The 14,572-nt window shown below is 74.0% G+C and carries 13 protein-coding genes; 6 read left to right on the top strand and 7 right to left on the bottom strand.

Annotated features, from left to right (window positions below):
* The gene (locus tag KKR89_RS01485; RefSeq protein ID WP_208196938.1) at positions 1-1,044 is read right to left on the bottom strand and encodes a S66 family peptidase; all 1,044 of its coding nucleotides are present in this window, start codon (positions 1,042-1,044) and stop codon (positions 1-3) included.
* Positions 1,045-1,152: 108 nt separating this feature from the next.
* On the opposite strand from KKR89_RS01485, the gene KKR89_RS01480 reads away from it, so the two are divergent.
* Entirely contained in the window at positions 1,153-1,587 is a 435-nt protein-coding gene (locus KKR89_RS01480) for a VOC family protein (protein ID WP_208196937.1), read from the top strand.
* A 5-nt stretch (positions 1,588-1,592) separates the two neighbouring features.
* Entirely contained in the window at positions 1,593-2,234 is a 642-nt protein-coding gene (locus KKR89_RS01475) for a winged helix-turn-helix transcriptional regulator (protein ID WP_208196936.1), read from the top strand.
* Positions 2,235-2,302: 68 nt separating this feature from the next.
* Here the strand turns inward: KKR89_RS01475 and KKR89_RS01470 are convergent, their stop codons facing one another.
* Both KKR89_RS01470 and KKR89_RS01465 read right to left on the bottom strand, forming a co-directional pair.
* On the bottom strand, positions 2,303-3,145 hold the full coding sequence (locus KKR89_RS01470) for an alpha/beta hydrolase (RefSeq protein ID WP_251140965.1): 843 nt from the start codon (positions 3,143-3,145) through the stop codon (positions 2,303-2,305).
* Positions 3,146-3,221: 76 nt separating this feature from the next.
* Positions 3,222-3,719 carry a GNAT family N-acetyltransferase gene (locus KKR89_RS01465; protein ID WP_208196935.1) on the bottom strand — a complete coding sequence of 166 codons (498 nt, stop codon included), beginning with the start codon at positions 3,717-3,719 and terminating at the stop codon, positions 3,222-3,224.
* 322 nt (positions 3,720-4,041) lie between these two features.
* Here KKR89_RS01465 and KKR89_RS01460 point away from each other — a divergent pair, with 322 nt between their 5' ends.
* Both KKR89_RS01460 and KKR89_RS01455 read left to right on the top strand, forming a co-directional pair.
* Positions 4,042-4,626, top strand: coding sequence for a hypothetical protein (locus KKR89_RS01460; protein WP_243882981.1), 585 nt, complete (start codon positions 4,042-4,044; stop codon positions 4,624-4,626).
* Between the two features lies 1 nt (position 4,627).
* On the top strand, positions 4,628-7,021 hold the full coding sequence (locus KKR89_RS01455; RefSeq protein WP_208196934.1) for a hypothetical protein: 2,394 nt from the start codon (positions 4,628-4,630) through the stop codon (positions 7,019-7,021).
* Positions 7,022-7,040: 19 nt separating this feature from the next.
* Here the strand turns inward: KKR89_RS01455 and KKR89_RS01450 are convergent, their stop codons facing one another.
* From KKR89_RS01450 to KKR89_RS01440, 3 genes are all read right to left on the bottom strand, one after another.
* Positions 7,041-8,717, bottom strand: coding sequence for an APC family permease (locus tag KKR89_RS01450; protein WP_208196933.1), 1,677 nt, complete (start codon positions 8,715-8,717; stop codon positions 7,041-7,043).
* 26 nt (positions 8,718-8,743) lie between these two features.
* Positions 8,744-10,150: a glutamate decarboxylase gene (locus KKR89_RS01445; protein WP_208196932.1), complete on the bottom strand. Its 1,407-nt coding sequence runs from the start codon at positions 10,148-10,150 to the stop codon at positions 8,744-8,746.
* A 150-nt stretch (positions 10,151-10,300) separates the two neighbouring features.
* Positions 10,301-11,176, bottom strand: a complete 876-nt coding sequence (locus KKR89_RS01440) for an alpha/beta fold hydrolase (protein WP_208196931.1) — start codon at positions 11,174-11,176, stop codon at positions 10,301-10,303.
* A gap of 156 nt (positions 11,177-11,332) precedes the next feature.
* Here KKR89_RS01440 and KKR89_RS01435 point away from each other — a divergent pair, with 156 nt between their 5' ends.
* Complete coding sequence (locus tag KKR89_RS01435; protein WP_208196930.1) at positions 11,333-11,983, top strand: hypothetical protein; 651 nt, start codon at positions 11,333-11,335, stop codon at positions 11,981-11,983.
* Here KKR89_RS01435 and KKR89_RS01430 read toward each other — a convergent pair.
* Entirely contained in the window at positions 11,973-12,845 is an 873-nt protein-coding gene (locus KKR89_RS01430; protein ID WP_208196929.1) for an aminoglycoside phosphotransferase family protein, read from the bottom strand. The genes KKR89_RS01435 and KKR89_RS01430 overlap by 11 nt on opposite strands.
* A 194-nt stretch (positions 12,846-13,039) precedes the next feature.
* Here KKR89_RS01430 and KKR89_RS01425 point away from each other — a divergent pair, with 194 nt between their 5' ends.
* The gene (locus tag KKR89_RS01425; protein ID WP_208196928.1) at positions 13,040-14,560 is read left to right on the top strand and encodes an SDR family NAD(P)-dependent oxidoreductase; all 1,521 of its coding nucleotides are present in this window, start codon (positions 13,040-13,042) and stop codon (positions 14,558-14,560) included.
* The last annotated feature ends 12 nt before the right edge of the window (positions 14,561-14,572 follow it).

Raw genomic sequence — 14,572 nt, 5'->3', positions numbered from 1 at the left:
TCAGGCGTACGACGCCGACACGGTCCGCGTCGCGCCGTCGAGCGCCAGGTGGCCGCCGTACGGGACGATCCACTGCGGCCGCGTGTGACCGAAGGGCACGCCGACGCACACGACGGCGTCGGGGTTGTAACGCTCGACCTGCTCGACGACGGCCTCACGCTGCTCGCCGCGACGGCGCGCCCGCTCGCCGGCGTCGAGCCGCACGTCGAACCCCGTCACGGGCGGGCGCGCGACGCACACCCCCGCGACCGCCGCGAGCAGCCCCCGCTCGCCCAGCGAGCGCACCCACCGCCCGACCGTCTGCGCCGACGGCAGCTCCTCGCTCGTCTCGAGCAGCAGGATCGCGCCCTCGAGCGCGGCCGTCGACGGGAACCGGTTCGCCAGCGCGAGCCAGTCCAGCACCTCGAGGCAGCCGCCCCACGTGCGCCCCGTCACCGAGCGTGCCGGCCCCGCCCACGTCCACGGCTCGGTGGGCTCGCGCTCGCCGTGCTCGGTCAGCGCGCGCGGGTCGAGCCAGTCGTGGCCGACGTCCTCGGACTCACCCGGCTCGGTGAGCGTGAGCGTCTCCCCCGTCAGCAACGCCGCGCGCAGCGAGGCCAGGTGCACGTCGTCGACGGCCGGGCCGGGGCCCAGGTGCACCTGCGTGGACCCCCCGTAGAAGCCGGCGACGCCCTGCTGCCACAGCCAGCTCAGCAGGTTGGTGTTGTCGCTGTAGCCGACGAAGGGCTTGGGGTCCGCCCGCACGGCGTCGACGTCGAGATGGGGCACGACGAGGATCTGGTCGTCGCCCCCGATCGTCGCCAGGACCGCCCGGATCGTCGGGTCGGCGAAGGCGGCGTTCAGGTCCCGCGCCCGGTCCTGCGGGGACGCCCCGAGCTGCCGGGTCGTCGGGTACTCGACGGGCACCAGACCGGTCGCGTCGACCAGCCGGCGCATGGCCTGCTCGTGCACGGCCGGCGCGTACCCGGGCGCGGCGAACGAGGGCGAGACCACGGCCACGCGGTCACCGGGGACGAGCTTGGGCGGCGCGACGAGGGACGGCATCGCGCCACCCAACCAGAGACCGACCCGCCCGACCCCCTTGATTTCCTACTTGTCTTTTGCAAGCGTAGTGGGACGTACCGGACGAACCACCCATGAGGGAGACCCGCCATGACCGCGATGTTCGTCAACCTGCCGGTGACCGACCTGGACCGCGCCAAGGCCTTCTACACGGCCCTCGGGTTCACCATCAACCCGATGTTCACCGACCACAACGCCGCGTGCGTCGTCGTCGAGCAGGACCACAGCGCGTTCATGATCCTCACGCGTGAGTTCTTCCAGACGTTCTCCGACCGGCCGGTCGGCAACCCCGCCGAGTCCGTGTCGGTGTCCACCGCGATCTTCCTCGACAGCCGCGAGGACGTCGACGCGACGATCGCCCGGGGGACCGCCGCCGGCGGGCGGGAGGAGCGCCCGGCCGCCGACTACGGCTTCATGTACCAGCGCCAGCTCGCCGACCCCGACGGCAACGTCCTCGAGTTCGGCTGGATGGACCCGACCGCGGCCGAGCAGGGACCCGAGGCCTTCATGAGCCAGCAGGCCTGAGCCCTGTGGCGGCACGCGACTACGGGCAGTACTGCGGGATCACACGCGCCCTGGAGCTCGTGGGCGAGCGGTGGGCGCTGCTCATCGTGCGCGACCTGCTCGTCGGCCCCCGCCGCTACGGCGAGCTCGCCGCCGGGCTGCCGCGCATCCCCACCAACATCCTGGCGACGCGCCTCAAGGAGCTGCAGGAGGCGGGCGTCCTGCAGCGGGCGCCGCGCTCGCGCGTCGTCGTGTACGAGCTCACACCGTTCGGACGCGAGCTCGAGCCGGTGGTGCTCGCGCTCGGTGCCTGGGGCTTCAAGGCCCTGGGCGACCCGCGCGACGAGCAGGTCGTCACCGCCGACGCGCTCACCATGACGCTGCGGACCGCGTTCCGGGAGACGGTGGCCGCCACGCTGCCCGCGACCACCTACGCGGCGCGGCTCGGCACCGACGACCTCCTCGTCCACGTCGACGGCACGGCCCTGGACGTGACGCGCGGTGGCGGCGCGGTCGACCTCGCGTTCACGGCCGGCCCCGGCCTGCACCGCGTCATCTCCGGCGAGCTGACCCCCGACCGCGCGATCGCCACCGGCGTGGTGGAGGTGCTGCACGGCCGCGGCGACCTCCTCGGCCGCTTCGCGGCGACCTTCCACCTGGCGGCGTGAACAGCTCGCGCTGCCGACGGTCCCCCTGCGCCACGTGACCTCACCGCCTCGCGCGGGCCGGCCGTCGCTCACACCGGGCGCAACGACCAGCGCAGCGCGTCGGGCAGCAGGACGCCGCCGTGGTTGACGCTGTGGCCACCGTCGCCGACGACCAGACGGACGTCGTACCCGGCCTCGGCCAACGCGGCGGTGGTCCGCAGGTTCTCGGCGAACCAGTTGCGCGCGGGCGCGTCCCAGTTGAGGTCGCGGTGGGCCGCCTGCAGGAAGACCCGCAGCGGCTTGCGGGGCGTGCGCGGGATCAGGTCGGGGTACGGGTTGCCGCCGGGCATCTGCGCGAAGCTCGACAGGAAGCCCACGACACGGCGGAACCGGTCGGGACGTAGCCACGCCGCCGTGAACGCGGCGTCGCCGCCGCTGGAGCCGCCGCAGATCCCCCACTGCTCGGGGTCGTCCGTCACCGCGTACCGCGCCGTGACCAGGGGGACGATCTCGTCGAGCAGGAACGTGGCGTACCGCTCGTCGAACGCGTCGTACTCGACGTTGCGGTTCTTCGGCTGCTCGGCACCGACCACGACGCCCGGGTCGACGAAGACCCCGATCGTGCACGGGATGTCCCCGCGGTGGACGAGGTTGTCGAGCACGACCCCGCCGCGCACCTCACCGGCCGGGTCGAGGTACCACCAGCCGTCGTTGAACACCATGAGCGCGGCGGGGCGGGCCGCGTCGTAGCCGGCGGGGACGTGGATCCAGACCCGGCGCGACGTGCCCGGGTAGACGGTGCTCGTCGTCCACGACAGCTCGACCGTCGTACCGACCGGCACGTCCGGGTGCGGGTCGGAATCGGGGCCGTGGGCGTAGCGCACGTCGGTCAGGTCGACGGGCAGGGGGCGGTACGGCACCGGTGCGGACACCCCCCGGACACTAGGCCTCCGCCGCCCTGCGGGGCGAGGGTGCGGGTGGCGCTCCACCTCGCGCGGGCCCGGTGACTCAGCGCACCAGACGCACCGACGCGATCCCGCCGAACGCCGCCCCGTCGTCGGCGGCACCGTCGGGCGCGAACCCGTTGCGCTCGTAGAACCGCAGGGCGCGGGGGTTGTCGCGCGCCGCCCACAGCTGGGCCGACGTGCCCGACGGCAGCACCGCGTCGAGCAGCGCCTGCCCGACGCCGGTCCCGTGGTGCGCCTGCAGCACGTAGAGGTTGCTGAGCTCGCGGTCGCGGACCGGCAGGTGCCCGCCGCGCTCGCCGCTGTCACCCGCGACGGCGACGCCGACGACCTCGCCGTCGACCTCGGCCACCGTCGCGTCGAGCCCGTCGGTCAACAGCCGCCGCCACGTGGCGACGCTGCGCTCGACCGACACGCGGTCCCAGAACTCCCGGCTCGCGAGCCCGGAGTACGTCTCGACCCAGCAGGCGAAGTGGACGGCCCCGGCGCGCTCGGCGTCGTCGACGGTGGCGACGCGCACGGACACGGCGGTGGGCGGCATGGGCGCACCCTAGGGCAGCGCGTTCGTCTGGCGCGGCGTCGACCTCCGGTTCCACCTGGTCGCCCGGGAGCGCGACGGCCGGTGCGAGCACGTCGACGGCCGGCACCCGCCGTCCGACCGGTCCGGGACCTACCGACGAGTAACGCCGCGATAACGATGTGCAGCCGAACGGTGACAAGTACCTAGTACTCACTGTTCCACCCACTCGGGCGGCTGCTACAACTTCGCTGCTCGGTCCGGCGTGGGACCAAGGTCCCGCCTCGGGTGCCGTGCGCCCCCGCCCCCGGCCCGGCGTCACAGCTCGCACCACAACGAGGTGGTCATGATCAGACACGTGCTCGCGGGGGCGTTCCTCGCCGTACTCGCGACCCTCACCGTCCTGCTCTCCGGAGTGCTCGGCGCCGAGGTCCAGGGGGTCGCCCTGCTGGGCGCCGCCCTCGGCGGTGCGCTCGGGCTCGTGCCCGACCGGTCCCCCGGCCAGCGCGCCGGGGCCTTCGTCGTCGGCTTCGTCGCCGCGTGGATCGGCTACCTGCTGCGCGCGCTCGCGCTGCCCGACGCCCCCAGCGGCCGGGCCGTCGCCGTGCTCGTCGTCCTGCTCGTGTGCCTCGCCGTCGGTGCGGGCACGCGCGGGCGGCTGCCGCTGTGGGCCACGCTGCTCGGCGCGGCCGCGATGGCCGGCTCGTACGAGGCCCCGTACGCGGCCGACCCGTCCGGCTTCGCGACGACCTCCCCGGTCTTCGCGACGGCCGTCCTGCTCACCGCGGGCGCCGGCTTCCTCGCGACCGCGCTGCTCGGACCCGCCGTACAGCTCGACCGCGAGGCCGAGCGCCAGGACACCCAGGGTCACGACGACCCCGCGCGGGACCCCCGGCACGCCCGTCCCGCGACTGCCACCCCGGAGGCCTGACGTGAGCGCACCCACCCCGCACCGCCCCGTCCTGCGCCGCGTCGCCGGCGCCGGCCTCGGCCTGCCGCTCGCCCTGCTCGTGGCCGCGCCGCCCGCCACCGCCGGCGCGCTCACGGCCGCCGCGGGCGACGTCGTGGTGACCAACACCGAGACCGTGCAGGCGCGGCTCGACGCCGACGGCCGCCTCCAGGTCGCACGCGTCTACGACCAGCTCGCGTTCAGCGGGCAGGGCAGCAGCACCTTCTCCAACCCCGTCTCCACGCAGGGGCTGCGCAACCTCGACGGGTTCGGCGGCTCCACCCTGCGTGACGGCGCGATGGAGGCCACCGTCGAGGTCGACGGCAAGAAGCGCCTGCGCACCGTCAGCGACTTCACGGGCGAGCTGCCCGTGAGCATCGCCGTCGACTACCTCCTCGACGGCAAGAAGGTCTCGGCCGGTGGCGTGGTCGGCAGGTCCGGCACGCTCGAGGTCCGCTACACCGTGACCAACCTGACCACCCGGCAGGACCAGGTGACGTACGACGACGGCACGGGCAAGCAGGCCACGGCCACCGCGGAGACCGTCATCCCGTTCGTCGGGCAGCTCACCACCACGCTGCCCCCGTCGTTCACGGCGGTCACGTCGCAGGAGGCCAACATGGCCGGCGACGGGCGCGGCGGCACCAAGATGAGCTACACGATGACGCTGTTCCCGCCGATCGGGTCCCCGACGGCCGAGTTCGGGTACACCGCGCAGATCACCGGTGGCCGCATCCCGCCCGCCAACGTCTCCGTGCTCCCCGTCTCACCGCTGACGAGCCCGTCGTTCAAGGGCGGCTCGGCCAGCTACAAGGGCGGCGCCGAGAGCGGCATCGCCCTCACGCAGGGCGCCACCGAGATCGACGGCAAACTGCTCAAGCTCCGCGACGGCGCCGCGACGCTGCTCGACGGGCTCCTGCAGCTGCAGGCCGGCGCCGACCAGCTCGCGGCCGGCCTCAACGACACGGCCGCCCCCGGCGCCGCCTCCCTCGCCGCCGGTGCCGCGACGGTGGACGACGGGGCCGCCGCGCTCGCGACGGGTGCCCGCTCGCTGGGCGACGGTGCCGGCAGGCTCGCCACCGGCGCCGCCGCCCTGGACGAGGGGCTGACCAGCGCGGGCTCCAAGGTCCCCGAGCTCCTGGGCGGGCTGCGGACGGTCGACGAGGGCCTGGCCACCATGGACCGCGGGCTCGAGAAGATGTACTCCGAGATCGGCGGGGTGCCGGCGCAGGCCCAGCCGATCAAGGACGGCATCACGCGCCTGCAGGGCGGCGTGACCGCGCTCCTCGACGGCCTGACGACCCTGCAGGGGCTGCAGTCGCAGCTCGCGACGGTCTACGGCGTGCTCGGCTCGACCACCGCGGTCGTCACCGCGGCGACCGACGCGCAGCAGATGGGCGCGCTGCACCAGCTCTTCACGGGGCTCGCGCAGCAGACCACCGAGCCCGCGCAGCAGGGGCAGTTCCAGGCCCTGGCCAGCCTCTACAACCCCGTCTCGTACACCCCGGCCCCCACGACGCCGGTGCCCCTGGCGCCCGCGTTCGCCGGCCTGGCGGGCGTGACCGGCTCGGTCGTCACCCGGCTGGAGGCCGCCCGCTGCGGGCTGTCCAGCTCGGTGTCCGACGCGTGCCCGCTGGACGCGTCGGGGGAGGCGAAGGCACCCGGGCTGCGGGAGGGCCTCGCGCAGGCCTCGGGCGGCATCGACCAGCTCACGGCGGGTGTCGTGGACAAGGTCCGGACCGGCGTCGGCGTCGCGGGCCAGACGAAGGAGGACGGGACGCTGCGCGGCGGTGTCGCGTCGCTGACGGCGGGCGTGGGGCAGCTGTCCGCGGGCGGGCAGACGCTCGTCGGCGGCCTGGGGCAGCTGGCCGCCGGTGCGTCGTCGCTGCGGGACGGCTCCGCGCAGCTGGCCGGCGGCGCCGGTCAGCTCGTCGACGGCTCCTCGCGCCTCACGGCCGGGACGAGCCGGCTCACGGCGGGCGCGGACCAGCTGTCCGACGGTCTGCGGACGGCCGCCGACGGGTCGCTGACCCTGGCGGACGGCCTGGGCACGGCCGCGGACGGCGCACCCGCGCTGGTCGACGGCGCGAGCCGCCTCTCCGAGGAGGGCACCTCGGTGCTCGTCGAGACGGGGGCCGCCACGGCCGCCGACTACGGCGTGAAGTACGCCGTCATCAAGGCCGGGGCCGACCGTGCCGCGAACGAGTCGATGGCGTACGGCGGCCCGGAGGGCGCGGCGTCCGTCACGGCGTACTCGATCGACATCGCGGCGGCCGAGGGCGCCGCTGCGAGCTCGGTCGGACGCGGGATCGCGGCGGCCGCCCTGTTCGGCCTGGGTGGCGTCCTCGCCGGGTTCGCGCGGCGCCGCCTCGTCTGACACGGCACTCCACGACGGGCTAGCTCGCCGTGGGCCGGGCGGGGGCCGGCTGCCCCGGTCCCGACCCCGGCGGTGTCGACGCCGAGGGTGGCGGTGCCGACGCCGCAGGCGGGGGGTTGACGAGCACGCTGTCGGTGGACGAGCGCTCCTCCGCGGTGCGCTGGTCCCACGACGGTCGGCGCAGCGCGTAGAAGAGCAGCGGTGGGCCGCCCAGGACGATGACGACCAGTCCCACGACGAGCGGGTACCCCGTCTCGGAGAGGCCGGTGAAGCCCGACGGCCGGATGAACGCCAGCACGAACGCGACGGCGCTGAAGACGAGGCCGACGCCGGCGACGAGCTTCAGGGCCGGTGTCCGGTACGTGCGCACGACCTGCGGGTGGGTGCGACGCAGCCGGATCGCTGCGGCGAACATCAGCATGTACATGATCAGGTACAGCGCCGCGGCCATGTCGACGAGCGCGATGAACGCCGTGTTGCCGTTCGGCACGATGACGAACAGCAGCGCGAGCAGCGTCACGACCGCGCCCTGCACGGCGAGGATCCCGCTCTGGACCCCGGCCTTGTTGCGACGCTGCAGGGCCGGCGGCAGGAGCCCGGTCCGAGCGGCGGCGAGCAGGCCGCGCGACGGTCCCGCGATCCAGGTCACCACAGACGCGAACGCGCCCAGCGCGATGAGCAGGGAGATCACCGGTGTCCCCCACGGAAGGCCCCAGTGGTCGAAGAACTGCTGGAACGCGAGGTTGATGCCGTTGGTCACCCCCAGCTCGCCCTTGGGGACCGCGACCGAGATCGCGATGGTCGGCAGGATGAAGACGAGCAGGATGAGCAGGGTCGCGATCGCGATCGACCGGGGGAACCCGCGACCGGGGTTCTTCATGTCGTTGGCGTGCACGGCGTTGACCTCCATCCCCGCGTACGCGAGGACGTTGGACACGATGAGCACGATCGACGCGATGCCCGTCCACGGCGGGATGACGGCGGACGCCTCCAGGGGCGTCTCCGACCGTTCGCCGGTGCCCAGCCAGATCGCGCCGAACAGGATGAGCAGGACCGCGGGCAGGAGCGTGCCGAAGATCCCGCTCCACGACCCGACCTTGGCGAACAGGTTGCCGCCCGCCAGCGTGATCAGGGTCGACCCCCAGTACAGGACGAGGATGACCACGGCGGTGTACAGGCCGTTGTTCGCCAGGCCCTGGTCGTTGATGACGAACGACAGGCTCGCCGCGATGAACGCGATCTGCGTCGGGTACCAGACGACGTTCTGGACCCACTGCAACCAGATCGCGAGGAAGCCGAGGCGTTCGCCGAACGCCTCGCGCGCCCACGTGAAGATGCCACCCTTCCAGCCCGTGGCGAGCTCGGCGGCGACGAGGGCCGTGGGCACGAGGAACACGATCGCGGGGATGATGAACAGCGTCACGGACCCGAGCCCGTAGGTCGCGATCGCCGGGAGGGAGCGCAGCGACGCGACCACCACCACGGTGAGCATCGCGAGCTGCAGGACGGACATGTAGGTCGCCGGGCCGACGGCCGGCGAGCCGATCGCGGGGCCGGTGTGATCGGGCGGCGTGCGCGCGCCCGGCTTGCCGAACGGGTGCGGCTTGACGTGGTCGGCGGACGGCGCGTGCGTGCCGTCGGCCCGGACGTGCGGCCCCGTGCCACCGGGTGCGGGCGTGCTGCTCTGCGCTGACATAGGTGTCCCCCTGCCTTGTCCGCGGCTCAGTGGTGGAAGCCGGAGCGCTGACCCTCGGCCGGCATGGGGCCGGTGAGGGCGTCGAGATAGGCGACCTCGTCGCCCAGGTCGGCGAGGAACGCCGAAGCGAGGTCGTGGCTGAAGCCGTTGCGGACCACGATGCGCTGGACGGTGAGGTCCGTGAGGTCGTCGGGCATCGGGTACGCGGGCACCAGCCAGCCCTTCATCCGCAGCCGCTCGGACAGGTGGTAGAGGTTCCAGTTGGTCGTGTGACCCTCGCGCAGCCGCCAGGCGAACACCGGGATGTCCGAGCCGTCGTTCCACAGGTCGAACGCGGGCATCTTCGCGATCTCGCCCGAGAGGTAGAGCGCGACGTCCCGTGACGTCCGCTGCACCGCCTCGTACCCCTTCCGGCCCAGCCGGATGAACAGGTAGTACTGCAGGAGCACCTGGGCGCCGGGCCGCGAGAAGTTCAACGCGAACGTCGGCATGTCGCCACCGAGGTACGACACCCGGAAGACCAGGTCCTCGGGCAGCGACGCCACGTCACGCCACACCACCCAGCCCAGACCGGGGTACACCAGGCCGTACTTGTGGCCCGAGGTGTTGATCGACGCGACACGCGCCACGCGGAAGTCCCACTCCAGGTCGGGCTGGATGAACGGCGCGATCATGGCGCCGGACGCGCCGTCGACGTGGATGCGCACGTCGAGGCCGGTCGACTCCTGGATGCGGTCGAGTGCCGCGGCGATCTGCGCGACCGGCTCGTACATGCCGGTGTAGGTCACGCCCATGATCGCGACGACGCCGATCGTGTTCTCGTCGACGTACTTGTCGAGGTCGTGGCCGTCGAGGACCTTGTGCTCCAGCGAGATCGGCACGTACCGCGCCTCGACCTCGAAGTAGTTGCAGAACTTCTCCCAGCAGACCTGCACCGCGCTGGACAGCACGAGGTTGGGCCTGTCCGTCGGCTTGCCGGCCTCACGGCGCGCCTGCTGCCAGCGACGCTTGAGGGCCAGCCCTCCGAGCATCGCCGCCTCGGAGGAGCCGATGGTGGACGTCCCGATCGTGTTCCGCGGGTCCGGGGCGTGCCACAGGTCGGCGAGCATCGTCCAGCACCGCGTCTCGACGGCGGCCGTCTGGGGGTACTCGTCCTTGTCGATCATGTTCTTGTCGGCGGCCTCGATGTACAGCCGCGACGCGTGCTCGTCCATCCACGTGCCGACGAACGTCGCGAGGTTCAGCCGCGCGTTCCCGTCGAGCATCGCCTCGTCGTGGACGATCTGGTAGGCCGTCTCAGGCAGCGCCTCGTCGGCCGGGAAGTCGAACTTGGGGATGGCGGTGGCCTCCCCCGGCCTGGCGAAGATCGGGTTGAGCTCGACGGCCTCAGGTTCTCCATCGTGCCGCTCGACACGACGCGTGTTCGTCACCATGTTCAGCCCCCCTGCTGAGTACGGCCCCGCATGGCGCGAGGCCTGCACTTCCGACGCTAAGCCCGTCCCGGCTTTCGTGCAGTGCGTGGGCGGGGCGCAGGTGCCGGGCGTCGGCGCCCCGGGCGCGTCGTCGCGCACGCCCGTCGGTCGTCAGCCCTCCGCGAGCACCTCGCGCAGGCGTGCCGCGAACGCCTCCGGCTGCCCCGGCATGCCGTACTCGTCACCGAGGAACCCGCCGTGGTTGCTCGGGAAGACGGCCACCTGCGTGCCGAGCAGGTCGGCCAGCGCGTGCGTCGTACGCCAGGTGATGACGCCCTCGCTCTCGATCCCGGCCGCCAGGACGACGCTGGTGGGCACCGCGCGCAGCGCCTCGACGTCCGGGACGTACGCCGTCACGGGGGCGGACGCGCCCGACAGCAGCGGGTCGTTGCGCGTGCCGTCGTCCTGCGGGGGCAGGCCGAACCGGGCCGGGTCGGGCAGCTCGGTGAGGAAGTCCGCGGGGAAGGGCCCCTGCCACGACGTCAGCGCGATGAAGGCGGCCATCCCGGTCCCCCAGCCGTGCGCCTGGTACGCGGCGTCGACGCGCGCGGAGGCAGCGCGCGCCTCGTCCGCGTCGGGCAGCACGTTGATCAGCGGCGGCTCGTGCGCGACGAGCGTGCGGACGTCCTGCGGGTACGCGGTGACCCACGCGAGGGCCGTGACCGCGCCGCCGCTGCTGCCGAACAGGTCGACCGGCCCGGCGTCGAGGCCGGTGACCAGCGCGTGCAGGTCCTGCGCCTGCACGGCCGGGTCGTGGTCCGTGCGGCCGTCGTCCCGTGTGCTGCGCCCGATGCCGCGCGGGTCGTAGGTGACGACCGTGCGGTCGGTGAAGTGGGACGCCAGCGTGCCGAAGCCGGTCGCGTCCATCGGCTGGCCGATGAGGACGAGGGGCGGTCGACCGTCGACGGCGGGCAGCGGACCGCGCACGTCGTACGCGATGGTCGCGCCGGGTACCTCGAGGGTGCGGTAGGTCGTGGTGTCGGTCATCTGGTCCTCCCGGTCGTCCGGACGCGTCGTGTGCGATCACCCGGTCCGACCGGCCGCGTCGCCGGAACTCATCGGGGCCGACGGCTGTCCCCCCGTCACCGTGCGTCGCCGGACGGTCCGGGTTACAACGCAGGCGACCAGAGCTGGGATGGTGTGGTGGACGACGTCGGGGCAGGACCGGGCTGCGAGTGGTCCGCCGCGGGTCCGCTCGTCGAGCCGGTGTCCGCCGTCACGTCGCTGGCGTTCGTGGTGGCCGCCGCGGTCGTCGTGGTGCTCCGGCGACGTGCCGGGCTGCCCGTGCCGGCGGCCTACGTGGTGCTGGTGGCGGGCGTCGGCGTCGGCTCGGTCGTGCAGCACGGGCCCGACCCGGCGTGGTCCGACCCGGCCCATGACCTGCCGCTCGTCGGGGTGCTGTGCTTCCTGGCGGCGGACGCCGTGGCGGCGCGCCGGCGCACACGGCGCCGCTGGTGGTGGTGGGCCCTGCCGACGACCGCCCTCATGGTCGCCGTGCTCGTGTGGCCACGGGCCGGTGACCTGGCGCAGGTCGGTGTCGCGGTGGTCGCCGGCCTCCTGCTGGTGCTGCGGGCGCGCCGCGAACCCGCCGTGCGAGGGCGGGTCGCCGTCGTGCTGGGGCTGCTGGGCGCCGGCGCGCTGGTGGGTTCGATGTCCCGCACGGGCGGGCCCCTGTGCGACCCGTCGTCGGTCCTGCAGGGGCACGCCGTGTGGCACCTGGCGGCGGCGTCCGCCCTGGCGGTGCTCGCGCCGTCCCCTTCCGAAGCCGACCACCGCGCGCACCTCAGGCCGTGAGCCCGGCGTCCTGCAGCACCGCGCGGATCGTCCCCCGCGCGTGCTCGGCCAGCGGCACGTACCGGGTCCGGTAGTAGGGCAGCTGCAGGAGCGCCTGGCGCAGGGCCCAGCCCCGTCCGCGCAGCCACGTCGCGTCGTCCTCACCGAGCGCTCGACGGAACACCTCCCGCGACGGCGCGTCAAGGAAGTTCCACGCCGGGCCCAGGTCCCCCGCCGGGTCGCCGAGGCCGGTCCCACCCCAGTCGATCAGGCCGACGAGCCGGCCGTCGCGCACCACGACGTTGCCGGGTGCGAGGTCCCCGTGCAGCCACACCCCGACCCCGTCCCACGGGTCGGCGGCGCACGACTCCTCCCAGGCGCGCATGACGAGGCCGACGGGCACCTCGTCGCGGACGGCGTCCGCGTCGGCGGCGACGAGGCGGGTCAGGTCGGCCAGCGGGTGGGCGCGTCGCTCGTTGACCGGGCCCTGCAGGTCCACGGCCCGCAGACGCCGCACGACACGGGCGAGGTCGCCGGCGAGCGCAGGCGTCGGCTGCGTCGCCGTGGTGCCGGCGACCCACCGGACGACCGACCACCGCCACGGGAACCCGTGTCCCGGCTCCCCGGACGCCACCGGCACCGGCGCCTCGACGCCGACCAGCGCGGCCAGCCGCTCCGTCACGGCACGCTCCCGGTCGACGGCGCCACGCGCGCCGGAGATCCGCGGCATCCGCACGGCCAGGTCCTCGCCGAGGCGGAACAGCGCGTGATCGGTGCCGCGGTGCGGCAGCGCCTGGACCGGCAGGTCGCGCCAGCGCGGGTGCTGGTCCGCGACGAGGGCGCGCACCTGCTCGGTGGTGATGGCCACCTCGTCGTCGTGCACCGTCCCGACGGTAGGCGGACGGGTCGCCCTGAGCACCCGGTTTCCCGCACGTGGGCCGCCCGCGGGTGAGGCCGATCCCCTGCGCCTGACGTGACGGTGGTCGCACCCCGGCCGGTCGCGCGGGCGTCCCGCGTACCCTCGTCCCGGGCGGCGACACCGTGCCGCCCTTCTCCCCCATGCAGGACGGACGGCGCATGAGCGCGCACACGACCACCCCGGTGCCCCCCACCGACCACACCGCCGACGCGACGTCGGCCGAGCAGTCCGGCGTCACGCCCGCCGACTTCGCGACCTTCCTGCGCGTCATGGACCAGGTCGCCGTCCTGCCGCAGGAGCACCCGCAGCACTCGGCCGCGCGCCGGGCGTCCTCCGCGCTGTTCAAGGCCGCGAAGAAGCACCGCCGCGGCGAGAAGCGCCGGCTCATCGCCGAGGCCGACGCGGCCGTCGTCGCCGCGACCGCGACGGGAAGCCCGGGCCGGATCGACGACGAGACCAACGGCGTGCCGCTGACGTCGGCGTCGACCGGTGCGACCGCCGGGACGCTGCTGCGCGCGCGCCCGTGCTACGTGTGCAAGGAGTCGTACACGGTCGTCGACGCGTTCTACCACCAGCTCTGCCCGCCGTGCGCGGCGCTGCACCACGCCAAGCGCGACGCGCGCACCGACCTCACCGGCCGCCGCGCGCTGCTCACGGGCGGCCGCGCCAAGATCGGCATGTACATCGCGTTGCGGCTGCTGCGCGACGGCGCCGACCTGACGATCACCACCCGCTTCCCGCGGGACGCGGTCCGGCGCTTCAGCGCGATGGAGGACTCCGCCGACTGGCTCGACCGGCTGCACGTCGTCGGGATCGACCTGCGCGACCCCGCGCAGGTGGTGTCCCTCGCGGACCACGTCGCCGCGCAGGGTCCGCTCGACGTCCTCATCAACAACGCCGCCCAGACCGTGCGCCGGCTGCCCGGGGCGTACGCGCGCATCGCCGACGCCGAGTCGGCACCGCTGCCGGCGCAGGCCGCGCGGATGATCACGACGTTCGGGCACACGAGCGACGCGCACCCGCGGGCCCTGGCCGGGTCGGTCAGCGACCTGACGAGCCCCGCGCTGGCGATCGAGCGCGCGGCGCGGGACGCGGACGAGCTCGTCGCGCAGTCCCTGACCGCGCAGGCCGCGAGCCTCGAGCGGCTCGTCGCCGGCACGTCGATCGACGCGGGCGGCCTGATCCCCGACGTGGCCGAGTCCAACAGCTGGGTGGCGACCGTCGAGCAGGTCGACCCCATGGAGCTGCTCGAGGTCCAGCTCTGCAACCAGACGGCGCCGTTCATCCTCATCAGCCGCCTGCGCCCGGCCCTGGCCGCCTCGCCCGCGCGACGCACCTACATCGTCAACGTCTCCGCGATGGAGGGCGTCTTCGCCCGCGGCTACAAGGGCCCCGGGCACCCCCACACCAACATGAGCAAGGCCGCGCTCAACATGCTCACGCGCACCAGCGCGGCCGAGATGCTCACCGACGGCATCCTCATGACCGCCGTCGACACCGGCTGGATCACCGACGAGCGCCCCCACCACACCAAGGTGCGGCTCGCCGAGGAGGGCTTCCACGCCCCCCTCGACCTCGTCGACGGCGCGGCGCGCGTCTACGACCCGATCGTGCGCGGCGAGGCCGGCGAGGACCTGTACGGGTGCTTCCTGAAGGACTACGACCGCTCGCAGTGGTGAGCCGCCGGGCGC

Source organism: Cellulomonas dongxiuzhuiae (assembly GCF_018623035.1).
Classification (GTDB): domain Bacteria; phylum Actinomycetota; class Actinomycetes; order Actinomycetales; family Cellulomonadaceae; genus Cellulomonas; species Cellulomonas dongxiuzhuiae.
The sequence above is the reverse complement of the archived record's forward strand: the minus strand, read 5'-3'. Positions and strand labels throughout refer to the sequence as shown.